We start from the raw sequence: 26,310 nt of genomic DNA, 5'->3' as shown, positions 1-26,310 counted from the left end.
GGCTTAAGGTGCTCCCCATGCCCGAATCACCGTCCAAGACGGCGGAGAAATCCCCCGCGAGGACCGAGGCACCGCGAGTCGCCGTCGCGAGCCTGGTCGGCACCACGATCGAGTACTACGACTTCGCCGTGTACGGCACGGCCTCCGCGCTCGTCCTCGGCCCCGCCTTCTTCCCGTCCGGCAACCCCACCGTCTCCTCCCTCGCCGCGTTCCTCACCTTCGCCGCGGCGTTCCTGTCGCGGCCCCTCGGCGTCGTCCTGTTCGGGACGATCGGTGACCGGCTGGGCCGCAGACAGGCCCTGGTCGCCTCCCTCCTGCTGATGGGCGTGGCCACCGTCGGCGTCGGACTGCTGCCCACGTACGAGACCGCCGGACTCCTCGCTCCCGTCCTGCTGGTGACACTCCGTCTGTTCCAGGGCCTGAGCATGGGCGGCGAGTGGGGCGGGGCGGTGCTGCTCGCCGCGGAGCACGCACCGCCCGGCCGCCGCGCGCTGTACGCGTCCGTCCCGCAGGCCGGCCCCTCGCTCGGCTTCCTGCTGTCCAGCGCCGTCATCCTGCCCACGCTCGAGATCGTCGGCCGGGACGGCTTCACCGACTGGGCCTGGCGCATCCCGTTCCTGCTCAGCACCGTGCTCGTCGTGATCGGCCTGTGGGTGCGTACGACGGTCTCCGAGTCACCCGTGTTCCGCGACGCGGCCCATCGCACCGCACAGACACCGGCCCCGACGCCGGCGCCGACCCTGGAGTCCCGCTTTCCGCTGGCCACGCTCCTCAAGCGGTATCCCGGCCGGCTGCTGCTCGGCACCGGCGCGGCGATCGGCGGTTCGGCCGTCTACTACCTGACGATCGTCTACAGCCTCTCGTACGGCCCGAAGGAACTGGGCATCCCCCAGAACACGATGCTGACCGCCGCGAGCATCGGCGCCGCGGCCGGCATCGCCATCACCCTCCCGGTCGCCAGGCTGTCCGACCGGATCGGCCGCCGTCCTGTGATGCTGACCGGAGCCGTCGGCTGCGTGCTGTGGGCGGTGCCCATGTACGCCTCCCTGAGCTCGCGCGACGCCTGGCTGATCACCGGCGCCTACACGGTCGGCCTCATGCTGCTCGCCCTCATGTTCTCCCCGGTGGCCGCGTTCCTCCCCGAGCTGTTCCCCGCCCGGCTGCGCTACAGCGGAGCCTCCGCGGCCTTCATCCTCGCCAACACCCTCGGCGGCGGCTTCGCCCCGCTGGTCGCCACCTGGCTGAACAGCCGCTGGGATTCCCCGCTCGTCCTGGGCTTCTACACCGGCGGCCTCTGCCTGCTCAGCCTGCTGTGCCTGCTGGCCCTCCCGGAGACCCGCGACCAGGAGTTCGACACCTGAGAGCAACGGGCGGCGACTACGGCAGGGTGCGGGCCTCGGCGATGTGCTCGGGGCCGATCGCCACCGGGTCGAGGATGGGTGACGTCTGGGTGTCGGCTCACTCTCGGCAGGCTGTGTCGAGGACCGTGGCGACCCGGTTGAGTACGTCGAGGGGTGGGGTGTAGGGAACGCGCAGGTGGTGGGTGAGGGTGGCATCGGCCGCGAAGCGCGGCCCGGGGGCGAGTTCGACTCCGCTCTTACCGGCTCGCTCGACGACCGTGTCGGCGGGAGCGGCGGTGAGCAACGGTTGTCGTCGGCGAGCACCTCGCTGAGGTGGTCGCGCTGTCGCCGGAGTTCGCCGCGCCGTCGATGGAGCACGGTTTCCAGGTCGCGATGCGCAGGCCGGCCCATATCGCCTTACTGGTTGAACCGATCAGCACGGCGCCGCGGATCCGAGGCGCAGGCTCCGGCCGGTCGCGCAGGTCGAGGTCGCGCATGGTCTCGTCCGCGACGAGGGTCACCTGGTTCCGGGTGGCCAGGTCGGCGACGGCTCGACGGATGTCCTCAGGCATGAGCGCCCCGGTGGGGTTGTGGAAGTCGGGCACCAGGTATGCGAGGTGGCCTCGGGCAGCGGTGAAGGCGGCCTTGAGCTGGTTGAGGTCCCAGCCGTCGGTGGTGACCCTCAAGCCAACCAGCTTCGTTCCGGGACCGCGTAGTACCCGCAGCGCATCGGCGCGGTACGGGTGCTGTCGAGGGCCGCGCATAGGTCTGTGACCCGGGGCCGGGGCGCCCATCAGCCGCACCCGTAGGCGTCCCCGACCAGGCAGCTCTGACCGCCGTACTGAACCGCCAGGCCTGCGACGTCGGCGGCCGCGACGAAACGGACGCCGAGCAGCGAGCCTGGTTCGAGACTTCGTCGACCACCTGATCCGTACGGACGCCGACTCCCCGAAACTCCAGCAGCGAAATCCCCGGAACGACGTCGAGCAGTCCCGAACTCCGACTCGAGGTCGGGGCCGCCGCGAGGGTCAGCCAGTGATGCCGTGGGTCTCGTCGAGCTGTTCTGAGGCCTCATTGGTTTGCTCCCGGGTCCTCGGCGGCAGTGACGCGCGCGATCACATGGCGTAGGAATCCGGCCGCGGTGCCACCGTCGCAGACGCGGTGGTCGAAGGTCAGAGACAGGTGAGCGACCTTGCGTACCTCCACGCGGCCGTCCACCGCCCAGGGGCGGTCGACGAGGCGGCCGAAGCCGAGCATGGCCGTCTGGGGATGGTTGAGGATCGGGGTGGCGCCGTCGACCCCGAGGGGACCGTAGTTGTTGAGGGTGAAGGTGCCGCCGGTGAGGTGAGCAGCGGGGACCGTGGCACGCCGTGCAAGGTCGGTGAGGCGGCGTAGTTCGGCAGCAAGAGTGTCGAGCGGCAGCCGGTCGGCGTTCCGCACGACGGGAACGACCAGGCCGTGGTCGGTCTGGGCGGCGAAGCCGAGGTGCACATGCGGCAGCCGGACGATCTCCGCCCGGCCGGTGTCCACCCGAGCGTTCAGTTCGGGGAAGGCGGCGAGCCCGGAGAGGCAGGCCCGGGCCAGCAGCGGAAGCAGGCCCGTGCCGTGGGTGTCACGGGCGGTGAGCAGGCCGGTGACATCGGCGTCCGCCCAGATGGTGACGGAGGGTGTGTCGCGGTGGGCGCGGAGGAACTTCTCGGCGGCCGCGTCGAGGGGGATGCGGATGCCCGGCTGATGAGACGTTCGGAACTCACCGTTCTCCCAGGAACCGGCCGTGTCCGCCACCAGGCCGCTGTGGTCCCTTGTCCCGTACCCGGTGAGCACCGCCCCCGACCCGGTCCCAGGGGATGCGTTCGCGCCACGGCCTGCCTCCGCAGTCGAGTCCGCACTCGCCCCGCCCGCCCCCGAAGCCTGCGCCACGGACATCAGCGGCGCCCCGACCTCGACGATCTCTCCGGCAGCGCAGTGCAGGGCGGTCACCGTCCCGGCGAACGGGCTGGGCAGCGTGACGACGGACTTGGCCGTCTCGACCTCGGCCACTGTCTGGTCGTGGGTGACGTGATCGCCCACGGCGACCGTCCATTCCAGCACCTCAGCCTCTGCCAAACCTTCACCCAGGTCCGGCAGTTGGAAGGTGCGTACGGTCCGGCCGTCGGTGCCCGCCCCGGCAGCGGGTACCGGAAACACCCGCCGTACGCCCGCACCCGGCCGTCCGCCGTCGGGCAGCAGTCGCCGCAACCCGCCCAGCACCCGCCCGGCACCCGGCAGATGCGCGCGCTCCAGCAGCGGTGGCGGGTAGGGGATGTCGAGGCCCGTGACGCGCAGCACGGGGGCCCGCAGAGCGTCGAAGCAGCGCTCCTGGACCCGTGCGGCGATCTCGGCGCCGACCCCGGCGAAGCCCTGCGCCTCGTGCACGACCAGGCAGCGGCCGGTGCGCCGTACCGACTCTGTGAGGGTGTGGTCGTCGAGCGGGACGAGGGTGCGCAGGTCCAGTACCTCGATGTCCATGCCCTCGGTCGCCGCCTCCAGGGCGGCCTCCAGGGCGACGGCGACCGACGGGCCGTACGCGACGAGCGTGGCGTCGGTGCCGGGGCGGCGGACCGCTGCGGTACCGAACGGCTCGGTGTGTGACGGTAGTCGGACGTCGTCCTTCGTCCAGTAATGGCGCTTGGGTTCCAGGAAGACCACGGGGTCCGGGTCGTCGATGGCCTCCCGCAGGAGTGAGTACGCGTCAGCCACCGTCGCGGGGGTGACGACCTTCAGGCCCGCCGTGTGCGCGTAGTACGCCTCGCTGGAGTCGCTGTGGTGCTCGACTCCGCCGATTCCGCCACCGTAGGGGACGCGTATGACGAGGGGGAGGGCGAGGGCGCCGCGTGTGCGGTTGCGGAGCTTGGCGATGTGGGAGGCGATCTGTTCGAACGCGGGGTACGCGAACGCGTCGAACTGCATCTCCACGACGGGCCGGAACCCGGCCATCGCCATACCGACCGCGAGGCCCGCGATGCCCGCCTCGCAGACCGGTGTGTCGAAGCAGCGCCGTTCGCCGAAGGTGTCCGCGAGCCCGTCGGTGATCCGGAAGACTCCGCCGAGCCGGCCGACGTCCTCCCCGAAGACGACGACCCGCTCGTCCGCGTCGAGCGCGTCCCGCAGAGCGGAGTTCAGGGCCTTCGCCATCGTGGTGGCCGTCGCCGTCGTCGCCGCCGTCGCCCGAGTCGTCATTGTCATGTCAGCGTCCTTCCAACTCGACACGCAGGGCGGCCCGTTGCTCGGTCAGTTGTGGGGTCGGGGCGCTGAACACATGGTCGAGGAGGGCGAACGGGTCCAAGGCGGGGTCCTCGGCGAAGCGGGCGCGGAAGCCGGCCGCGTACTCCTCGGCCTCGGCCGCCGCGGCTGTGATGTCGTCCTCGGTGAGCAGGCCGCGGTCACGCAGCCGGGCCTCCAGCCGGTCGATCGGGTCACGTGCACGCCAGTGCTCGGCCTCCTCGGCCGGACGGTAGCGGGACGGGTCGTCGGCACTGGTGTGCGGGCCCATGCGGTAGGTGTGGGCCTCGACCAGCCAGGGGCCGCCGCCCGCCCGCGCGTCCTCGACCGCGGTGGTCAGGACGGCGAGTACGGCCGCCGCGTCATTGCCGTCCACCTGCTCGGAGCGGACGCCGTGGCCGACGCCCTTGTACGCCAGGCTCGGTGCCGCCGTCTGGGCGGCGAGCGGAACGGAGAGGGCATATCTGTTGTTCTGCACGAGGAAGACCACCGGTGCGCGCAGGACGCCCGCGAGGTTCAGGGCCTCGTGGAAGTCCCCCTCGCTCGTGGCGCCGTCGCCGAGGAGTGCGAGGGCAACCGTGTCCGTGCCCTTGAGGTGCTCGCCGTGGGCGAGGCCGGTGGCGTGGACGGCATGGGTGGCCAGCGGGGTGCATTGGGGCGCGGTGCGGTGCCGTACGGGGTCGTAGCCGCAGTGGCCGTCACCGCGCATCAGGGTCAGCGCCTCGACGGGGTCGATGCCACGGCTGATGAGCGCTGTGCAGTCGCGGTACGTGGGGAACAGCCAGTCGGTGTCGCGCAGGACGAGCGCGGCGCCGATCTGGCAGGCCTCCTGGCCGAGGCTGGACGGGTGGACCGCGAGCCTGCCCTGGCGGGCGAGCGCGGTCGCCTGTACGTCGAAACGGCGCCCGACGACCATCTTCCGGTACATGGTGAGAAGTTCGTCGGGCGCGGGCTCCAGGTATTCCCGGGAGGAATGACCGTTCGACGGATCGATTTTTCCATTCGATGGGAAAAAGCTGACCGGAACATGGGAAGGGAGCCATGGCGAAGGTGAAGAATCCGCCCGCTCCGCCGTGACTTCGCGTGTCAACTTCTCGCGCATTCTCCCCGCCGTTCCTTCATCGAGACATGTGCGTCACGGATCGTTGCCCAGGGCTCACGCAGGCTCAACTACACCTCCGAGAAGGAAAGATGAAGCGGAACTGAACATTCTATTGGTGTAGACCGGAGCACGGTTATGAACGGGTCGTCAACCGGGCGTTAGGGCAATGGCAATACCAGAGTCGCCTCGAATTTACGGTGTCCTGATTGCAATTGACGGCGAAGCGCGGCTCTGCGGAAGGCAATGGAAAATGTCCCGAGTACACCCCCAAGTACGCCCGGGAAAACGGCACTACACGATAGTGTGCTCCTCCTGCGGAGCCCTGTACGAGGACGACGGCCTCATCCTCGACTGCTCCCGCCGCCATGAACCGGCGTTTCTGCGTACCGAGTACGACGGCCCCGCCGAGCGCACCGGCACCGGGCTCTTCCGTCACGCCCGACTGCTGCCCGTGGCGCGGACGTTCCCCGACGTACCCGGCCCCCTCGTGTACCGCGCGGGCGAGCTCGGCCGGCGTCTCGGCCTGACCCGGCTCTGGGTCGCCTTCAACGGGTACTGGCCGGAGCGCGGGGCGCTACTGCCGACGTGCACGTTCAAGGACCTCGAGGCGTACACGGTCTTCGGCCGTCTGCCGGCCGACCCTCCCGTCCTCGTGGTCCCCTCGGCAGGCAACACCGCCGCCGCGTTCGCCTGGGCCGCCACCCGTCACCAGGTGCCCTGCCTCATCGTCGTGCCCGCTCCCGCCCTGGACGGCATGCGCTTCCCCGGCCCGCTCGACCCCTGCGTCCGTATCGTCGTCCTCGACGGCGACGCCACCTACAGCGACGCCATCGCCTGCGCCGATCTGCTGGCCCGGCTGCCCGGCCACCAGGCCGAGGGCGGCTCCCGCAACGTCGCCCGCCGCGACGGTCTGGGCACCGTGATGCTCGCCGCGGCCGAGGCGATCGGAGGCCTTCCGCAGACATACGTCCAGGCCGTCGGCAGCGGTACGGGAGCCATCGGCGCCCATGAGGCGGCGCGCCGCATCCGCTCGGGCGACGAGCCTCTGCCGCGTCTGCTGATGTGTCAGAACACGCCGTTCGCCCCGCTGTACGAGGCCTGGCGGTCGGGCGGGCAGGCCCCCGCCGACCGTGAGCACGAGCCGCTGGCCCGCGAACTGACCAACCGCCGCCCCCCGTTCTCCGTCCGGGGCGGGGTGCGCGATGTGCTGTTGGAGAGCGGCGGGGACGTCCTGTGCGTGGACAACGAAGCCGCCCTCGCCGCCATGGCCGTGTTCGAGGAGATCGAGGGCGTGGACATCGAGCCCGGTGCCGGTGTCGCGCTGGCCGCGCTCACCGACGCTGTACAGGCCGGGCGCGTCCACCGCGACGAGCTGATCCTCCTCAACGTCACCGGCGGTGGCCGGGCCCGCCAGGCGGGCGACCTCACGCTCGTCCCCGCCGAACCCTGGCTGCGCGCCGTCTGGTCTCCCGGGGGCGAGGGCCCGCAGGCGGTTGCCGAGCAGGTGGGGCGGCAGCTGTCCACCACCACGTCGGGAGCCGGCCGATGACCGTGCCACGCGGACTCACGCCATCCGCCGCCCAGCGCTCGATGTGGTTCGGGCAGCGGCTCGACGGAGCCGGTGCCGCCTACAACGTCGGCGAGTACACGGAGATCCACGGCCCCGTCGATCCGATGCTGCTCCGCGCGGCCGTACGGCAGACGGTGGACGCCACCGAGACGCTGCGGTCCCGGTTCGCGTCCGACGACGACGGCGTACGCCTGCTCGTCGACGCCGAGCCCGGTGGGAGCGGTCCCGGCTGGACCATGCCTGTCGTCGACGCGGCCGGAGCCGAGTCCGCGCGGGAGTGGATGGCGGCCGACTTCGCCACGCCTTTCGACCTCGACCGCGGCCCGCTGTTCCGGTACGCGCTGCTGCGGCTCGCGGACGGCCACTGGATCTGGTATCAGGCCTACCACCACATCGCCGTCGACGGTTTCAGCTGCTCACTGATCGCCCGACGGGTGGCCGACGCCTACACCGCGCTCACCGAGAGCACCCCGCACACCCCGCCACCCGCTCCCCTGGCCCCGCTGGTCGCCGCCGACGACGCCTACCGCGGGGGCGAACGGCACGAGCAGGACCGGGCGTACTGGACGCGTGCCCTCGCCGACCGGCCCGACCCGGTGGGCCTGACCAGCCGCCCGCCGCACGTCGCCGACCGTTTCCTGCGCCGCACCGGCCACCTGCCCGGACCGGCGGGCGACCTCGTGCACTGTGCCGCCGAACGCGCCGGCACCCGCTGGTCCCGGGTCGTCCTCGCGGCGACCGCCGCGTATCTGCACCGGCTCACCGGCGCCCGGGACGTCGTCCTCGGCCTTGCCGTCACCGGCCGCGAGAGCGAGACCGAGCTCGCCACCCCCGGCATGGCGTCCAACGTGCTCCCGCTGCGGCTGTCCGTACGCCCCGACACCCACGCCGCCGACCTCGTACGGCAGGCCGCCCGCGCCACCCGCGAGCTGCTGGCCCACCAGCGCTTCCGGGGCGAGGACCTGCGCCGCGCGCTGGACTGGCCGCAGGACGGGCGCCGCTTCTTCGGCCCGGTCGTCAACATCATGGCCTTCGGGCCGGAGTTGCGTTTCGCCGGGCATCCGACCACCCGCCACAACTTGTCCACGGGGCCGGTCGAGGACCTCGCCGTCAATGTCTACGACCGCTCGGACGGCAAGGGGATCCGGGTCGACCTGGACGCGAGCCCCGAGCACTTCACGGATGCCGGGCTGAGTGCCCATCACCAGCGTCTGCTTCGCTTCGTGGAGCGGTTCGCGGCTGCGGCCGTGAGCCCCGGCACGGTGGTGGGCCGGGTGGAGCTGGTGTCGTCCGGAGAGGGGTCCCGGCTCGACGGGCCGGCTCCCGTGGCCGGGGGCCGTACCGTCCCCGGCGTCTTCGCGGCGCGCACGGCCGCCGAACCCGGCGCCACGGCCGTCGTCCACGGCGACCGCGAGACCACCTGCCGTGACGTGAACACCCGCGCCAACCGGCTCGCCCACCGCCTGCTCCGGCTCGGAGTCCGCCCCGAGGACCGGGTCGCTGTCCTGATGGGCCGCTCCGACGACCTGATCGTGGCTCTGCTGGCCATCCTCAAGGCGGGTGGCGCATACGTCGGCCTCGACCCGCGCGCCCCGGCCGCGCGCACCGCGCGGATCCTCGACGAGACGGGCGCGGAGCTCCTGCTGACCGACGGCACGGGCCACGGCACCGGCGACGGAAGCGGCACGGACGGCACGTACTACGGCCTCCGCGTCGTGGACGCCACCGACCCGTCACTCGCCACCGAGCCCGACACCGACCCCGACGTGCCCCTGCACCCGGACCGGCTGGCATACGTCAGCTACACGTCCGGTTCCACCGGCACGCCCAAGGGCGTCGCCGTCACCCACCGGGACATCACCGCCCTCGCCGCCGACTCGGCGTTCGGCGGCGGCACGCATTCACGGGTCCTGGTCCACTCGCCCACCGCGTTCGACGCGTCCACGTACGAGATGTGGGTGCCGCTGCTGGGCGGCGGCACGGCCGTGGTCGCAGCGGCGGACGAGGACGTGAACGCCGCCGCGCTCGTCCGCCTCACGGCGCGGCACGGGCTGACGGCGCTGTGGCTGACGGCAGGGCTGTTCCGGCTGGCCGCCGAGGAGGACCCCGGCTGTTTCGCCGGGCTGCGCCAGGTGTGGGCAGGCGGCGAGGCCGTGCCCGCGTCCGCGGTGCGCCAGGTCCTCACGGCCTGCCCGGGTCTGACGGTCACCAACGGCTACGGCCCGACCGAGACCACCACCTTCGCCACCTGCCGCCCCTGCCCCGACGCGGCCTCGGTGCCCGACGCACTGCCCATCGGCCGCCCGCTCGACGGCGTACGCGCCTACGTGCTCGACAGCGCCCTGCGACCGGTCCCGCCGGGCACGGTCGGCGAGTTGTACGTGGCCGGGCCCGGTGTCGCCCGCGGCTACCTCGGCCGTCCCGCCGCCACCGCCGAACGTTTCACCGCCGACCCGTACGGCCCGCGGGGCAGCCGTATGTACCGCACCGGGGACCGTGTGCGGCTGTCCGAGGACGGCGAGCTGGAGTTCCACGGGCGGGCCGACGGCCAGGTCAAGCTGCGCGGGTTCCGTATAGAGCCCGGCGAGATCGAAGCGGCCCTGGCCGCCCACCCGGAGGTCGCCCAGGCCGTGGCGGTCGTCCGTGAGGACCGTCCCGGCGACCGCCGGCTGGTCGCGTACACGGTTCCCGTCACGGGCACGGCACCGCACCACCCGGACGCCCTGCGCGCCCACCTGACCGGCCGCCTGCCCGACTACATGGTGCCCTCCGCGGTCGTACGGCTGGACCGACTGCCCCTGACCCGCAACGGCAAGCTGGACCGTGCCGCCCTGCCGGTTCCCTCGGTGCAGGGCGGCAGCCGCGCCCCGCGCACCCCGCGGGAGGAGGCACTGTGCGGCCTCTTCGCGGACGTCCTGGGCCTTCCCGCCACCGGTCCGGACGACAGCTTCTTCGCCCTCGGCGGCCATTCCCTGCTCGCCCTGCGCCTGATCGGCCGGATCCGCGACACGCTGGGCGCGGACCTGACACTGCGGGACCTGTTCGGGGCGCCCACTCCGGCGGCCCTGGCCGGCCTGCTCAGCACGGACACCGTCGTACGGCCCGCCTCCCGGCCGCTCACGCCGGGTGCCGTCGTCGACGAGGCTCCGCTGTCGTCCGCGCAGCGGCGGCTGTGGTTCCTCGACCGGCTGGAGGGCTCCGGTGCGGCGTACCACATCCCGCTCGCCGTACGGTTGACAGGCGCCGCGCTCGATCCGGACGCCCTGCGCGCCGCTCTGGCCGACGTCGTCACCCGGCACGAGATTCTGCGCACGGTCTACCCGGACGCCGACGGCACACCGCGCCAGCGGCTCCTGGACCCGGCGGAAGCCCGGCCACGGCTGCACGTCGAGAGTGTCAGGGAGAACGAACTGCCGGACCGCCTGGCCGAGTTGGCGGGCCACGAGTTCCTGCTCGCCGAGGACGCCCCTTTCCGCTCTCACCTTCTCGTCCTCGGTCCCGAGGACCACGTCCTGCTACTGGTGCTGCACCACATTGCGGCGGACGGCTGGTCTCTGGAGCCTCTCGTCCGCGATCTGGCCACCGCGTACCGGGCGCGGCGGGAGCGGCGAGGCCCTCAGTGGGCGCCGCTGCCGGTGCAGTACGCCGCCTTCGGCACCTGGCAGCGGGAACTGCTGCTCGACGATGAAGTGATGAGCCGTCAGCTCGCTCACTGGAAGCAGGCGCTGGCCGGGCTGCCCGACGAACTCGCCCTGCCCGCCGACCGTCCCCGCCCCGCCCGCGCCACGCACAAGGGCGGCGACATCCTCGTACGCCTGGACGCGGCGCTGCACGGGCGGCTGCGCAAGCTGGCGGGCGAGACCGGCACGACGGTGTTCATGGCCGTACAGGCGGGCCTCGCCACGCTGCTCACCCGGCTCGGCGCGGGCACCGACATCCCGCTCGGCACACCGGTCGCGGGCCGCGCCGACGAGGTGCTCGACGACCTGATCGGCTGCTTCCTCAACACGCTCGTTCTGCGCACCGACACCTCCGGTGCCCCCACCTTCAGGGACCTCCTCGCCCGGGTCCGGGAGACCGACCTCGCGGCCTTCGCTCATCAGGACCTGCCGTTCGAGCAGTTGGTCGAGGCCCTCAACCCGCCACGCTCGCTCGCCCGGCACCCGCTGTTCCAGGTGATGCTCGCCTTCCGCCCCGGCGGCACGGAACCCCGGCTCGACCTGCCGGGCCTCACGACCGACGCACTTGCCGTGGAGATCGGCGCCACCAAGACCGACCTGACGTTCAACCTCGGCGAGCGCCGCACCTCCGACGGCTCCCTGGACGGCATCGAGGGCATCCTCCAGTACAGCGCGGACCTCTTCGACCGGCGGACGGCCGAGGAGCTGGTCGCCCGGCTGGAGCGGCTGCTGCGGGCCGCCGTGGACGAGCCCGACCGGCCGATCGGCGCGCTCGACATCCTCGGCGAGGGCGAACGGCGATGTCTGCTCGTCGAGTGCAACGACACCGCTCGTGACGTGCCGGTGACGGCCTTCCACCAGATGTTCGAGGCGCGGGCGGCCGAGACGCCGGACGCGGTGGCCGTGACGGATGCCCGTACGAGCCTGACGTACGGCCAACTCAACGCCCGTGCGAACCGGTTGGCCCGGGCATTGACGTCGTACGGCGCCGGGCCGGGCCGGATCGTCGCCTTCGCGCTGCCACGTTCCGTCGACCTCGCGGTTTCCGTGCTGGCGGTCCTCAAGGCGGGTGCCGCCTATCTGCCGCTCGACCCTGAGCATCCGGCCGAGCGGACCGCGTATCTGCTGTCCGATGCCGAGCCCGTGTGCGTCATCGCCGGCGAGGAGCTGTCCGTCGCCGTGGCGTGCCCGATCGTGAGCCCGGACGCGGACGCCCTCGGCATAGAGCTCACCGAGGCCCGCCCTGCCGACCCGGCCTACCTGATCTATACCTCGGGCACGACCGGCCGCCCCAAGGGTGTCGTCGTCGAGCACCGCAACCTCACCACGTACGTGGCGCGCTGCGCGGAGGCGTATCCGAGCCTGCGCGGTGCCTCACTGCTGCACGCCACCATGTCGTTCGACGCCACCGTGACAACCCTGCACGGGGCGCTCGCCGTGGGCGGCCGGGTACACATCGCCGCCGTCCACGAGGCGGGCGCGGAGCCGCTGCCCGGCGGCTACACGTTCCTCAAGGCCACACCCAGCCACCTCGCGCTGCTGCCCGCGCTGCCGCACGACATCTCGCCCGCCGAGGAGTTCATGCTGGGCGGCGAGGCCCTGGTCGGGGAGGCACTGCGCTCCTGGCGCCGGGACCACCCCGGTGTACGGCTGATCAACCATTACGGCCCGACCGAGCTCACCGTCGGTTGCACGGACCACCGCATCGAACCGGGCGACGACCTCCCGTCCGGCCCCGTGCCCATCGGGCGCCCGATGTGGAACACCCGGGCGTACGTCCTCGACGCGTGGTTGAACCCCGTACCGGTCGGTGTCGAGGGCGAGTTGTACGTGGCCGGCGACCAGGTGGCGCGAGGCTACTGGAACCGCCCCGGCCTGACCGCGGAGCGGTTCGTCGCCGACCCCTTCGGGCCGCCCGGGGAGCGCATGTACCGCACCGGCGACCTGGCCGTGCGCCGCGCCGACGGCATGCTGGAGTTGCGCGGGCGGGCCGACGGCCAGCTCAAGATCCGGGGCTTGAGGATGGAGCCCGGCGAGATCGAGGGCGTGCTCACCGCGCACGGCCACGTCGAGCAGGCCGCGGTGGGCGTGCGCGAGGACCGGCCGGGCGTACGACGGCTCGTCGGCTACGTCGTCGGGGCGGCGGCCGGGGTGGACGTCGCGGACGTACGGGCTCATGCGGCGCGGCAGCTACCCGGCCACATGGTCCCGGAAGCGCTGGTGGTGCTGGACGCACTGCCGATGACGCCCAACGGCAAGCTGGACCGGGCCGCGCTGCCGGCCCCCTCCGTCGCCGAGGAGACGGACGGCCGGCCCCCGCGCACACCGCAGGAGGAGACCCTGCTCGGGCTGTTCGCCGAGGTGCTCGGTCTCGAACAGCACGGTGTGGGCGTCGACGACGGCTTCTTCGACCTCGGCGGAGACAGCATCGCCTCCATCCACCTCGTCAGCCGCGCGCTCACGGCCGGGCTGCGCCTCACCCCGCGTGATGTGTTCGAGCAGCGTACGGTAGCGGGGCTCGCGGCGGTGGCGGCGAACCGTCCGGCCCCGGCAGCCGGGGTCGCGGTGCGAGAGGCCGCCGTCGGTGAGCTGCCGCTGACTCCGGCGATGCACCGGCTGCGCGAACGCGGCGGCCCCATCGGCTCGTTCAGCCAGTCGATGCTGCTCGTCACGCCCGCCGGGGCCGACGAGACGGGCCTCGCGGCGGCGCTCCAGACCATCCTGGACCACCATGACGCGCTGCGGATGCGCCTGGGCCGCGATTGGGAAGCCCACATTCCGCCGCCAGGCTCCGTCGAGGCGCGCACCCTTCTGGAACGCGTCACCACCGTCCCGGACTTCGGACAGCTGCCCGAACTGCGGCCGGAGGCGGGCGAACTGGTGCGTGCGGTCTGGTACGACGCCGGACCGGGCCGCCCCGGACGGCTCCTGCTGACGGTGCACCACCTGGCGGTGGACGCCGTGTCCTGGCACATCCTCCGCACCGACCTCGCCGCCGTCTGGCGCGGGGAGGAACTGCCCCCGGCGGGCACCTCGTTCCGGCACTGGTCACTGCTGCTGGAGCAGGAGGCCCGGGCGCGGACGTCCGAACTGGACGTCTGGCAGCGTATGTTCCAGGCTCCCGACCCGGTTCCGTGCGCGCGCCGACCCGACCCGGGACTGGATGTCGTCGGCACGATGCGCCACCTCACGCGCACGCTTCCCGCCCCGGTCACCGACACCGTCCTCACCACGGTCCCCGCCGCATTCCACGCCGGGCCCGAGGACGTGCTGCTGGCGGGGCTGGCCCTCGCGTTCGCCCGGTGGCGGGGCCACCCGTCGCTGCTGCTGGACATCGAGCGGCACGGACGCGAGGAGCTGGGCGAGGGTGTGGACCTCTCCCGGACGGTGGGCTGGTTCACCAGCGTCGTCCCGGCGCGGCTGGACCTCACCGGGCTCGACCTGGACGACTCCACGCAGGTGCTGAGGAGCGTGAAGGAGCAGTTGCGCGTGGTTCGGGACAACGGCATCGGACACGGTCTGCTCCGGCACCTCGACCCCGCCACCGGTCCGGCACTCGCCGCCCACCCGGCTCCGCAGGTCGGCTTCAACTACCTGGGCCGTACAGCCATCGGGCGCATGGCGGACGGCGACTGGTCACCCGCTCCGGAACCGCTGCCGTACCTGGGCGGCACCGCCCACGACCCCGCCCTCCCCGTCGCCCACGGCCTGGAGATCACCGCCGTGGCGACCGACGAAGGGCTTCAGGCCACCTGGTCGTGGGCGCCCGGCATCTGGTCCGGGGACGACGTGCGCGCCCTCGCCGACCTGTGGTGCGAGGCGCTGACCGCCATGACCCGCGCCACCTCGGCGGGCGGGCACACCCCGTCCGACCTGCCACTGGTGTCGCTGTCCCAAGCAGAGATCGACGAACTCGAAGCCGAGTTCGCAAGCGAGTGGAGGTAACCCACGGTGACTCGGTCCGCAATCGCCGACATCCTGCCCCTGTCGCCGTTGCAGGAAGGGCTCCTCTTCCACGCCCTCTACGACGACGACCAGAGCCCCGACGTGTACGCCGCCCAGCAGATCCTGGAACTCACGGGCGACGTCGACCCCGCCGCCGTACGGGCCGCCGGGCAGGCCCTCCTCGACCGGCACCCGAACCTGCGAGCCTGCTTCCGCCGCCGGGACGCCGGTCAGCCGCTCCAGATCGTGCCGACGGACGTCGTACTCCCGTGGGCCGAGGCCGACTTGTCCGCACTCGGGGAGAGCGAGCGTGAGGCGGCCTGGCAGCAGTTGCTCGACGAGGAGCGCGCTCGACGCTTCGACCTCGCCAAGCCTCCGCTGCTGCGTCAACTGCTCGTGCGCTGGGCCCCGGACCGCCACCGGCTGCTGATCACCAACCACCACATCCTCCTGGACGGCTGGTCCAAGCAGCTTCTCGTCCGCGAGTTCACCGCCCTGTACGGGGGTGAGCATCCGACCGCCCTGCCGCACGTTCCGCCGTACCGCGACTACCTGGCGTGGCTCGCCGGGCAGGACCGTACGGCCGCCGAGAAAGCCTGGCAGGACGCCCTGTCAGGGGTGGTCGAGCCCACCTTGCTCGCCCCCGCCGCCCCGGCCACGACCGTCCTCCCGCACGAAGTCGTCGTCGAGCTCTCCGAGAAGCTGACCGCCACCGCCGAGCGGACGGCTCGCTCACTCGGCGTCACCCTCAACACCCTTGTTCAAGGCGCATGGGGTGTGCTGCTGGGCCGGCTGACCGGCCGCACCGACACCGTTTTCGGCCAGACCGTGACGGTCCGCCCGCCGGAGCTTCAGAACGTGGCCTCGATGGTCGGCTTCTGCATCAACACCGTCCCCACGCGTGTCCGCTGGGACGACGGCGAATCCGTCGCCGAGCTGCTCACCGGCATCCAGAGCCGGCAATCGGCCCTGCTTCCCCACCAGTACCTCGGCCTCGCCGACATCCGGCGCGCCACCGGAACGGGCGATCTCTTCGACACCCTGCTGGCGTTCGAGAGCTACCCCGCGCCCACCGACAAGGGCGCCTCGCAGGTCACCCAGCTCACCGGCCGTGACGCCACCCACTACCCGCTCACCCTCTCCGTGCTGCCCGGCCGCAGCCTGGCGCTACGACTGTCCTACCGCCCCGACGTCTACGACGAGCGCGGGGCCCGTGCGCTCCTGGACCGTTTCGCCGTGGTGCTCGCGGCCCTGGCGAGCGCCCCGTCGCGCCCCGTCCGTGAGGTGGCGGCGCTGCTGCCGGGCGAGCGGGACGAGCTGCTCGGCAAGACGGGTGCAGGGGAGGTTCCGGATTCCGCGCTTCCCGAACTGTTCGCCCGCCAGGTCGAGCGCAGTCCCCACAGCACGGCCGTGGTGTACGAGGGCGTCCGGCTGACGTACGCGGAACTGGACGAGCGCTCCAACCGCCTGGCCCGCCTGCTCGCCGGGCGGGGCGCGGGTCCGGAGCGCCTGGTCGCCCTGTCGCTGCCGCGCACGCCCGATCTGGTGGTGGCCCTCCTCGCGGTGCTGAAGACCGGTGCCGCGTATCTGCCGATGGACCCGGAGTACCCGGCGGACCGCCTGGCCTTCATGCTCGACGACGCTGATCCGGTGCTGCTGTTGACCACGGACGGCGCGGCTGTGACCGGCGCGGTCCCCGCCGTCACGGTGGCCGAGTCGCTCACCTACCCCGCCACACCGCTGCCCGCCCCGGCCGCCTGCCCCGACAACACGGCCTACGTCATCTACACCTCGGGCTCCACGGGCCGCCCCAAGGGCGTCGAGATACCCCACCGGAACGTCGTACGGCTCTTCGACTCGACCCGCCACTGGTTCGCCTTCGGCCCTGACGACGTATGGACCCTCTTCCACTCCTACGCCTTCGACTTCTCGGTGTGGGAGCTGTGGGGCGCGCTGCTGCACGGCGGCACGCTCGTGGTCGTGCCGTTCACGGTCAGCCGTGAGCCGGAGCAGTTCCTGCGACTGCTCGTACGCGAGAAGGTCACAGTGCTCAGCCAGACGCCGTCGGCCTTCGGTGAACTGCTGCGCGCGGATGCCGCGTCGCCGTCGCTCGGTGATCAATTGGCCCTGCGGTATGTGGTGTTCGGCGGCGAGGCACTCGACTTCGCGCGGGTCTCCGAGTGGTTCACCCGGCACCCTCAGGACGCGCCCGTGCTGGTCAACATGTACGGCATCACCGAGACGACGGTCCATGTCACGGGCCTGCCCCTGACCGAGGACACGGCACGCGCCGGCACCGGGTCCATCGGGCGCGCCATCCCCGACCTGCGCGTCTACATCCTGGACGCGGGGCTGCGACTTGTACCGCCGGGCGTGAGCGGCGAGGTGTACGTCGCCGGTGCGGGCCTGGCACGCGGGTACCTGGGCCGGCCGGCGCTGACGGCCGGGCGGTTCGTGGCCGACCCCTTCGGCGGGCCCGGCGAGCGCATGTACCGCACGGGCGACCTGGCGCGCCGGTCGGCGGACGGTGAGCTGGAGTACGCGGGCCGGGCCGACGACCAGGTCAAGATCCGCGGCTTCCGTATCGAACTCGGCGAGGTGGAGACGGCGCTCGCCGGCCACCCGGACGTCACGCAAGCAGTCGTCCTCGTACGGGAGGACCGGCTGGTCGGCTACGTCGTGGGCGCCGTCGACGCCGACGAACTGCGCGGCCACGCCGGCCGCACACTCCCGGATCACATGGTCCCGGCCGCCGTGGTCGTCCTGGACCGGCTGCCGCTCACCGCGAACGGCAAGCTGGACCGGGCCGCCCTGCCCGAGCCGGCGGCACCGTCCGGTGGGGGCCGCGCCCCGCGCACCCCGCAGGAGGAGATCCTGTGCGGGCTGTTCGCCGACGTACTCGGCCTCGACGCGCACCGGGTGGGCACCGACGACGGCTTCTTCGACCTGGGCGGCGACTCCCTGCTCGCCATGCGGCTGGCCGACCGGATCAGGGCCGCCCTCGGCAGGGCACTGCCGGTACGCGCGGTCTTCGAAGACCTGACCCCCGCCGGGCTGGCCGGGCGGCTCGACTCCGGAGACCACGTACGGCGCCCCGAACTCGCCCCGCGGGAACGCGGACACGCCCCGATCCCGCTGTCGTACGCGCAACAGCGGCTGTGGTTCATGAGCCGCCTCGACGGGGGCAACACCACCTACACCGTCCCCTGGGCCCTGCGGCTCAACGGCCCCCTCGACCGGGAGGCGCTCCAGGCCGCGCTCGCCGACGTCGTGGTCCGGCACGAGCCGCTGCGCACGCTCCATCCCGACTTCCAGGGGACTCCGTACCAGCGGATCCTCGACGCGGAGTCGGGCCGCCCGGACCTCGCCGTCGTTCCGGCGACCGAGACGGAACTCCCCGCGCTCCTCACTGCCGCCGCTCGGCACCGCTTCGACCTGTCGGCCGAGACACCGCTGCGCACCACCCTGTACGCGCTCGACGACGAGACGCACGTGCTGCTGCTGCTCGCCCACCACATCGCCGTCGACGGCTGGTCCATGGCACCGCTGATGCGCGACCTGGGGACGGCGTACGCCGCACGGACCGCCGGGGAGGCCCCACGGTGGCAGCAACTGCTCGTCCAGTATGCCGACTTCGCGAGGTGGCAGCGCGAGGCACTCGGCTCCGCGACCGAGCCCGGCAGCCCGATGAACCGTCACCTCGCCTTCTGGCACGAGGCGCTGGCGGGGGCCCCCGACGAGCTTCCCCTCCCGGCCGATCGTCCGAGGCCCGCCGAACCCAGCGGCGACGGCGGCCGGGCCGGCCTCACCATCGACGCCGGACTGCACGCGGACCTCGCCGGCCTCGCCGCCACCTCCAAGGTCACTCTCTTCATGGTGCTCCAGGCGGCACTCGCCGCGCTGCTCACCCGGTTCGGCTCAGGCACCGACATCACCCTCGGCACCCCGGTCGCCGGACGCGACGACAGCAAGCTGGACGACCTGGTCGGTCTGTTCGTCAACAGCCTGACCCTGCGCACCGACACCTCGGGCAACCCCACTTTCCGCGAACTGCTCGACCGTGTCCGCGAGTTCGACCTGGCGGCCTACGCCCACCAGGACGTGCCCTTCGACCTCCTCGTGGACGCCCTCAGCCCGCAACGCACCCTCGCCCGCCACCCCCTCTTCCAGGTCGTGATCGCCTTCACCGGCCACGGCACCGAGCCGGAGCCGTCCCTGCCCGGGCTGGTCGTCGCCGGCGAGCACATCGAAACCGGGGCCGCCCGCTTCGACCTCTGCCTCTACCTGCGTGAGCGCCGCCACGCCGATGGCGGCCCGGCGGGCATCGACGGTATCGCCGAGTACAACACCGACCTGTTCGACCCGGCCACCGCCGAGCGCATCGCGCGAGCGCTGGTCCGCTTCCTGACCGCTGTCACGGCCGACCCCGGGTTGCGCGTCGAGGACGTGGACCTGCAAGGGGACGACGTGCACCGGGAAGTGGTGCGTGAGACGGCCGCCTCCGTGCCGGGCCGCCCGGCCGCGCCCGCCGGACCAGAACCGGCGACCCCGGCCGAACGCATCCTCGCCGGGCTCTTCCGCGAGCTGCTCACGTTGCCCGAAGTCCCGCTCGACGAGGACTTCTTCGCCCTCGGCGGCGACAGCATCTCCTCCATCCGGCTGGTGAGCCGGGCGGTCGAGGCCGGGGTCGTGATCAGCGCCCGGGACGTCTTCAAGTACCAGACGGTGAGGGAACTGGCGGCGGTGGCTCGGGGGGCGGTCGGAGGCGCGACAGGTGGGGGCACAGTGCGCGTCCACGGGCCCGGTGACGGCACGGGAGCCGTCCCGCTCACTCCGATCATGCGGTGGCTGTTCGAACGCGGTGGCCCGATCGGCCGGTTCAGCCAGTCCGTCCTGCTGACGGTTCCGGCGGGTGCCGGTCTACAGCCGCTGACCGACGCCCTGCAATCCGTGCTCGATCACCACGACATGCTGCGTTCGCGGCTCACCCCGGCTCAGGAACTCCACGTCAGCCCGGTCGGCGAGGTCCGTGCCGCCGGTTTGCTCGACCGTCGTGACATCTCCGGCATGTACGGCGAGTCGGATATGGATGCCCTTCACTCGATCGTGGCCGAGGAGTTCGAACGGGCCGTGAGGCTGCTCGATCCGGTGGCGGGGACGATGATCCGGGCCGTGTGGTTCGACGCCGGAGCGGAGCGAGCCGGACGGCTGATGCTGATCGTCCACCATCTCGCCGTGGACGGGGTGTCCTGGCGCATCCTCGTACCCGACCTGGAGACCGCCTGGGCGGCCGTCGCCGCCGGGCGCCGGCCCGAGCTGCCATCCGTCGGCACCTCGTTCCGCCGCTGGTCCATGGCGCTGGGCGAGCAAGCGCGTACGCCGTCGCGGGTGGCCGAGGCCGAGCTGTGGCTCAGCATCGCGGACGCGCCCCGCACCCCGCTGGGCTCCCGGCCGCTCGACCCCGACCAGGACACCGCCGCCACGACACGTTCGCTGCGGCTGAGCCTGCCGCCCGAGACGACGGGCCCGCTGCTCACCACCGTCCCGTCCGCCTTCCGCGCCGGCACCCAGGACGTCCTCCTCACCGGTCTCGCGCTGGCCGTGGCCGACCGCCAGGGCTCCCCCCACGTCCTGCTCGACGTCGAGGGACACGGCCGTGAGGAACTGGCGCCCGGGCTCGAACTCTCGCGTACCGTGGGCTGGTTCACCTCGCTCTACCCGGTCCACCTGGACCTGGAGGGCATCGACCTGAACGACGCCCTGGCCGCCGGGCCCGCCGCCGACGTCGCTGCCGCCCGGGTCGCCGAGCGGCTTCGCGAACTGCCCGACCACGGCGCGGGGTACGGCCTGCTGCGCCACCTCAACCCTGACACGGCGGCCGAGTTGGCCAAGGCACCCGCTCCGGCGATCGGCTTCAACTACCTCGGCCGGGTCACCGCCGCCGACAGGGGCGACGCCACCGCATGGACCTTCGCCCCCGAGTCGTCGGCACTCGGCACCGGTTCCGACACCGGCCTGGCCGCCGCCCACGTCCTGGAGATCAACTCGGTCGTCCGTGACACCGGTTCGGGTCCGCACCTGGTGGCCGACTGGTCATGGCCCGACGGTGTGCTCACCGAGCCGGAGGTGCGGGCGCTGGCCGAATCCTGGTTCGCCGCGCTCACCGCCCTCGCCGCCCGGGTCGCCCGGACCGCCTCCGGCATGTCACTGAGGGGGCTGGACCAGGACGAACTCGACGAACTGGCCGCGGGCCTCGACGGCTGACCACGTGGACCAGCGAATGACCCGGACGGACCAGACAGCGAGACGAGACGACATGACACAGCCCGCGACGCAGAAGCCCGCGCTGGCCGACGTACTCCCCGTGACCCCGCTCCAGGAGGGCCTGCTCTTCCACGCCCTGTACGAGCACGAACGGGACGCCCCCGACGTGTACGTCGTACAACTGGTCTTCGAACTCGAAGGCGCCATGGACGCCGACCGCCTCCGCGCCTCGGCCCAGGCCCTGCTGGACCGCCACCCCAACCTGCGGGCGGCCTTCCGGCGGCGTCGCGGCGGCCAGCCGGTGCAGGCCGTCCCGCACCGGGCGACGCTTCCCTGGGCGGAGACCGAGCTGACGGCTCAGGGCGTCGACACGGAGAAGGCGTGGGCCCGACTGCTGGACGAGGACCGCAGGCGCGGGTTCGACCCGGCAACCCCTCCCCTCCTGCGCTGCACCCTGGTCCGCACGGGCGAGCGCCGCCACCGGCTGCTCGTCACCCACCACCACGTCCTGCTCGACGGCTGGTCGGTCTCCGTGCTCCTACGGGAACTGCTCGCCCTGTACGCCTCCGACAGCGACCCCTTGGTGCTCACGCCCGTCCCGGCGTACCGCGACTTCCTCCAGTGGCTGGAGGGCCGGGACCGCACCGCCGACGAAGCCGCCTGGCGGGACGCGCTGGACGGCGTGAGCGAACCGACCCGGCTGGCCCCGTCCGCCACTCCGGGCGCCACGGACCTCGCCCAGGCGCGCATCGAGCTGCCGGCCGATACCGGGGCCGCGCTCACGGCACGCGCCCGGAGCCTCGGCGTCACCATGAACACCCTCGTCCAGTCCGCCTGGGCGATCCTGCTGGGCCGGCTGACCGGCCGCGACGACGTCGTGTTCGGCGCCACCGTTTCCGGCCGCCCGGCCGAACTGCCCGGCGTGGAGTCGATGGTCGGCCTGTTCATCAACACCATCCCGACCCGGGTCCGGCTGCGCCCCGCCGACACCCTCGGCGACCTGCTGCACGAGGTCCAGGAGGGCTACGTCCGCCTCCTCGACCACCACTACCTCGGCCTGGCCGACATCCAGCGGGCCGTCGGCGTCCCGGAGCTCTTCGACACGCTCCTGGTCTTCGAGAACTATCCGGTGGACCCGGAGGCGATGGGTGAGGGAGGGCTCGTCCAGGGCGCGGGCGGTGAAGGCGGGGACAGCGTAGAGCGTACGGGCCTCCGCGTCACCGGCTCCAGCGGTCGTGACGCCACCCACTACCCGGTGACCCTCGTGGCGCTCCCCGGCCCGCGGCTCCGCTTCCGGCTGGCCTACCGGCCCGGCCTGTTCGACGCCGGCTGGGCCGACGCCACGCTCGCCCGTCTGGTGCGGATCCTGGAGGCCATGGCCGCCGAGCCCGAGCTCCCGCAGGGCCACCTGGGCCTCCTCGCGCCCGGGGAACTCCCCCGGCACGCCGAGCTCCCGCCGCCCCCGGACCGTACCCTCAGCGGCCTCTGGTCGGCCCAGGCCGCGGCCACCCCGGACGCCGACGCCGTACTCGACCGCGGCAATCACCTCACGTACAGGGAACTCGACGCCCGAGCCGACCAGTTGGCGGCGCGGCTCGCCGCCCTCGGCGCGGGCCCCGAACGGGTCGTCGGCATCGCCCTGCCCCGTACGGCGGAGCTGATCGTCGGCGTCCTCGCCGTGCTGAAGTCCGGTGCGGCCTATCTGCCGCTCGACCCCGCATACCCCGCCGACCGCCTGGCGTACATCGTCGCCGACGCACGTCCGGTCGTCGTCCTCGCCACGGCGGAGACGGCGGGGGCGTTGCCGGAGGGTACGCCGCTGCTCGATCCAGGCAGGGAAGTCAGTCATCAGGCGGGTGCCCCCACGCACTTGAGTCCGTCCAACCTCGCCTTCATCACCTACACGTCCGGTTCCACCGGCCGCCCCAAGGGCGTCCTGGCCACTCACCGGAACGCCGTCGAGTTCGTCGAGTGGACGCACGCCGAGTTCGGGCCGGACCGGCTGGCCAGGGTGCTGTTCTCGACCTCGCTCAACTTCGACGTGTCGGTGTTCGAAATCTTCTCACCACTGCTGTGCGGGGGCCGTATCGAGATCGTCGAGAACCTGCTCGCGCTCACCGACGGCACCGCCCGGGACGCCGGCCTGATCAGCGGTGTGCCCACGGTCATGGCGACCGTGCTCGCCGAACGACCGGCCGTGTCGCCCCACACGGTGGCCCTCGGCGGGGAACCGATCTCCGAACAGCTTCGTACCGACATCGAGGCCGCCTTCCCCGGGGCGCGGCTCGTCAACTTCTACGGGCCCACCGAGGCGACGATCTACGCCACAGCCTGGCAGTCGGACGCCGACCCGGCCGACAGTGCGGGCCCGCCCATCGGCCGTGCCCTGGCCCGCAACCACGTCCACCTCCTCGACCACGCCCTGCATCCTGTGCCCGACGGAGCGGTCGGCGAGGTGTACATCGCGGGCGGCGGTCCGGCGCGTGGCTACCTCGACCGCCCCGGGCTGACGGCCGGGCGGTTCGTCGCCGACCCGTTCGGCGGGCCGGCGGAGCGCATGTACCGCACGGGTGACCTGGCGGTGCGCGGCTCGGACGGTCACCTGCGCTTTCTGGGCCGCGCGGACCAGCAGGTGAAAATCCGCGGCTTCCGTATCGAACCGGGCGAGATCGAGGCCGTACTCGCCACCCATCCCGCCGTCGCGCAGGCAGTGGTCACGGTAGGGGAGGACGGCCGCGGCGAGAAACAACTCGTCGCGTACGTGGTCGCGGCCGAAGGGGCACCACCGGGAACCGAGGCAGGACCGCGGTCCCCGGGGGCGACGGACCCTGAGCCGAGCCCCGTGGTGGGCGCGGGGATCTGCGCGCCCAGCCCGTACCGGCCCGAAGGCGCAGCGACGAAGACCGCCGACGACCTCCGTGAGCACCTGGCCCGGGTCCTGCCCGCCCATATGGTCCCCTCGGCGTTCGTCAGCCTGGGCTCGCTCCCCCGCACCGCCAGCGGCAAGCTGGACCGCAAGGCGCTGCCCACTCCGGAGGCACGATTCACCGCGAAGACAACGCCGCGTACCGGGCGGGAGGAGACCCTGCGGGGGATCTTCGCCGAGGTCCTCGGGCTCGCCCCGGCTCATGTCGGCGTCCACGACAGCTTCTTCGACCTCGGCGGCCACTCCCTGCTGGCCCCCCGTCTGACCTCGCGCATCCGTGCCGAGCTCGGCACCGCGCTGCACCTGCGCGCCGTCTTCGACACACCGACCGTGGCGGCGCTGGCCCGGCGCGCGGACGAACCCGAGGCCTTTGAAGGGTCGCGCGCCGACCGGCCCGACGAGGCGGGTACGGCGCCTATGGGCTCCGTGCTCCCCCTGCGCACGAGAGGCGACCTCGAACCCCTCTTCTGCCTCCCCCCGGCCTCCGGTCTGGCCTGGGGATTCGCGGGGCTCGCCCGGCACATCGACCCGAGCCGCCCGCTGTACGGGCTCCAGTCCCGCGGCCTGATCCCGGACCGGCGGCCGGCCGGCAGCCTGGCCGAGGTGGTGGCCGAGCACACCGCCCGCATCCGGGAGATCCAGCCGCACGGCCCGTACCACCTGCTCGGCTACTCCATGGGCGGCCTCGTCGCGTACGACGTGGCGGTCGGCCTCCAGGCGGCCGGAGAGCAGGTCGCACTCCTCGCGCTGCTGGACTCCTTCCCCGGAGCCTGGCTTCGGCAGGGCCCCGCCCCCTCCGATCGCCCGGCACTGCTGCGCAGCCTCCTGGCCATCCTCGGCCGCGAGGTACCCGAGGACGAGACAGAATCGCTGACGGACAGCCGCTTCGCCGAACTGGTCCGCCGTGTACCCGACATGCCTGGCGGCCTCGACGACTCCGAACTGGCCGCACTGGTCGACGTGACGGCGAACAACCGCCGTCTGCTGGGCGAGTTCGCCCCCACCTCGTACCGCGGCGACCTGCTGTTCTTCACCGCCGATGCGGACCCGGACGCGGTGCCCGGACGATACGGCTCCTGGCAACCGTACGTCGAAGGCCGCATCCACAACCACGACATCCCCTGCACTCACGGAGAGATGACCCGTCCCACGTCACTGGGCCGCATCGGCCCGGTGCTGGACAGCCACCTCCGGAAGTAACCACAAGCCCCCAGGAGGAGAGAGATGACCACCAACCCCTTCGACGACGACAGCATCGAGCACTTCGTCCTGGTGAACGACGAGGGCCAGCACTCCCTGTGGCCCTCGTTCGCCGAGGTGCCGGCCGGCTGGACGGTCGCCCACGGCGCCGCCGGCCGTCAGTCCTGCGTGGACTACGTCAACGAGCACTGGACCGACATGCGCCCGACGAGCCTGATCGAGGCTATGGGTGAGTGACCCCGGACCAGCGAGCCCCGTACAACCCCACCAAGGAGAGACCGACGGCCATGCCCATGGATGACCAGACCGACGCAGCAGGCACCATCAAGCTGGTGTGCCTTCCGTATGCCGGAGCGGGCGCCTCGTTCTACCGCCCCTGGGCCGCCCTGGCCGGGGACGCTCTGGAGACCCTGCCTCTGCAACTGCCCGGCCGTGAAAGGCTGATCGACGACGAGCCCCACCGGGACGTCCACGGGGCCGTCGACGGACTCATGGCCCAGCTGCGGGATCGGCTCGGCGCCGGTGACCACAGGGTGGCCCTCTTCGGGCACAGCCTTGGTGCCGTACTCGCCTTCGAACTGGCCCACCGTCTGGTCGCCGAGCCCGGCGTCGAGCTCGTCCACCTCTTCGTCAGCGGGTCGCCGGTGCCCGACCGGGGTCGTGAACAGCGGGCCACCGGTCTCTCCGACGAGGACTTCCTCACCCGTGTCCGCGAGCTGGCGGGCTACAGCCACCCCGCGCTCGACGACCCCGAGATGCGTGAGTTGGTACTGCCGACCCTGCGCGCCGACGTCGAGATGCACGAGAACTACGTACCGAGCACCCACCTCCCGTTGGAGGCGCCCCTCACGGTCGTCCGCGGCAAGGACGACGACCTCTGCACCCACGACGACGCCGCGTCCTGGAACAAGGCGACCGGACGCCGCTTCGAGTACGTCGAGCTCCCCGGCGGCCACATGTATCTGACCGAGTCCGCGCCCGCCCTGGTCGGCCTCATCGTCTCGACGCTGCGCTGAGCGTTC

Annotated in this window: 10 protein-coding genes; 7 read left to right on the top strand and 3 right to left on the bottom strand. The window is 72.4% G+C overall.

Annotated features, from left to right (window positions below):
- Positions 1–17 precede the first annotated feature (17 nt).
- Positions 18–1,361: an MFS transporter gene (locus tag ACFTZL_RS05710; protein WP_382578691.1), complete on the top strand. Its 1,344-nt coding sequence runs from the start codon at positions 18–20 to the stop codon at positions 1,359–1,361.
- A 236-nt stretch (positions 1,362–1,597) separates the two neighbouring features.
- Here the strand turns inward: ACFTZL_RS05710 and ACFTZL_RS05705 are convergent, their stop codons facing one another.
- The 3 genes from ACFTZL_RS05705 to ACFTZL_RS05695 form a co-directional block, all read right to left on the bottom strand.
- Positions 1,598–2,026, bottom strand: coding sequence for an aminotransferase class I/II-fold pyridoxal phosphate-dependent enzyme (locus tag ACFTZL_RS05705; RefSeq protein ID WP_382578688.1), 429 nt, complete (start codon positions 2,024–2,026; stop codon positions 1,598–1,600).
- Between the two features lie 385 nt (positions 2,027–2,411).
- Complete coding sequence (locus ACFTZL_RS05700; protein WP_382578686.1) at positions 2,412–4,565, bottom strand: 2-oxo acid dehydrogenase subunit E2; 2,154 nt, start codon at positions 4,563–4,565, stop codon at positions 2,412–2,414.
- A 1-nt stretch (position 4,566) separates the two neighbouring features.
- The gene (locus ACFTZL_RS05695) at positions 4,567–5,529 is read right to left on the bottom strand and encodes a thiamine pyrophosphate-dependent enzyme (RefSeq protein ID WP_382578683.1); all 963 of its coding nucleotides are present in this window, start codon (positions 5,527–5,529) and stop codon (positions 4,567–4,569) included.
- 424 nt (positions 5,530–5,953) lie between these two features.
- On the opposite strand from ACFTZL_RS05695, the gene ACFTZL_RS05690 reads away from it, so the two are divergent.
- The 6 genes from ACFTZL_RS05690 to ACFTZL_RS05665 are packed head-to-tail and all read left to right on the top strand — an operon-like array spanning position 5,954 to position 26,304.
- Positions 5,954–7,252: a cysteate synthase gene (locus ACFTZL_RS05690; protein ID WP_382578680.1), complete on the top strand. Its 1,299-nt coding sequence runs from the start codon at positions 5,954–5,956 to the stop codon at positions 7,250–7,252.
- The gene (locus ACFTZL_RS05685; protein ID WP_382578677.1) at positions 7,249–14,898 is read left to right on the top strand and encodes an amino acid adenylation domain-containing protein; all 7,650 of its coding nucleotides are present in this window, start codon (positions 7,249–7,251) and stop codon (positions 14,896–14,898) included. The genes ACFTZL_RS05690 and ACFTZL_RS05685 overlap by 4 nt, the downstream gene beginning before the upstream one ends.
- A 6-nt stretch (positions 14,899–14,904) precedes the next feature.
- Positions 14,905–21,162, top strand: a complete 6,258-nt coding sequence (locus ACFTZL_RS05680; RefSeq protein WP_382578675.1) for an amino acid adenylation domain-containing protein — start codon at positions 14,905–14,907, stop codon at positions 21,160–21,162.
- A gap of 52 nt (positions 21,163–21,214) precedes the next feature.
- Positions 21,215–25,288, top strand: a complete 4,074-nt coding sequence (locus ACFTZL_RS05675; protein ID WP_382578672.1) for an amino acid adenylation domain-containing protein — start codon at positions 21,215–21,217, stop codon at positions 25,286–25,288.
- A gap of 24 nt (positions 25,289–25,312) precedes the next feature.
- Positions 25,313–25,525, top strand: coding sequence for an MbtH family protein (locus ACFTZL_RS05670; protein ID WP_382578669.1), 213 nt, complete (start codon positions 25,313–25,315; stop codon positions 25,523–25,525).
- 50 nt (positions 25,526–25,575) lie between these two features.
- Positions 25,576–26,304, top strand: a complete 729-nt coding sequence (locus tag ACFTZL_RS05665) for a thioesterase II family protein (RefSeq protein WP_382578667.1) — start codon at positions 25,576–25,578, stop codon at positions 26,302–26,304.
- The last annotated feature ends 6 nt before the right edge of the window (positions 26,305–26,310 follow it).

It is taken from the genome of Streptomyces sp. NPDC056948 (assembly GCF_042674225.1).
Classification (GTDB): Bacteria; Actinomycetota; Actinomycetes; order Streptomycetales; family Streptomycetaceae; genus Streptomyces; species Streptomyces purpurascens.
The sequence above is the reverse complement of the archived record's forward strand: the minus strand, read 5'-3'. Positions and strand labels throughout refer to the sequence as shown.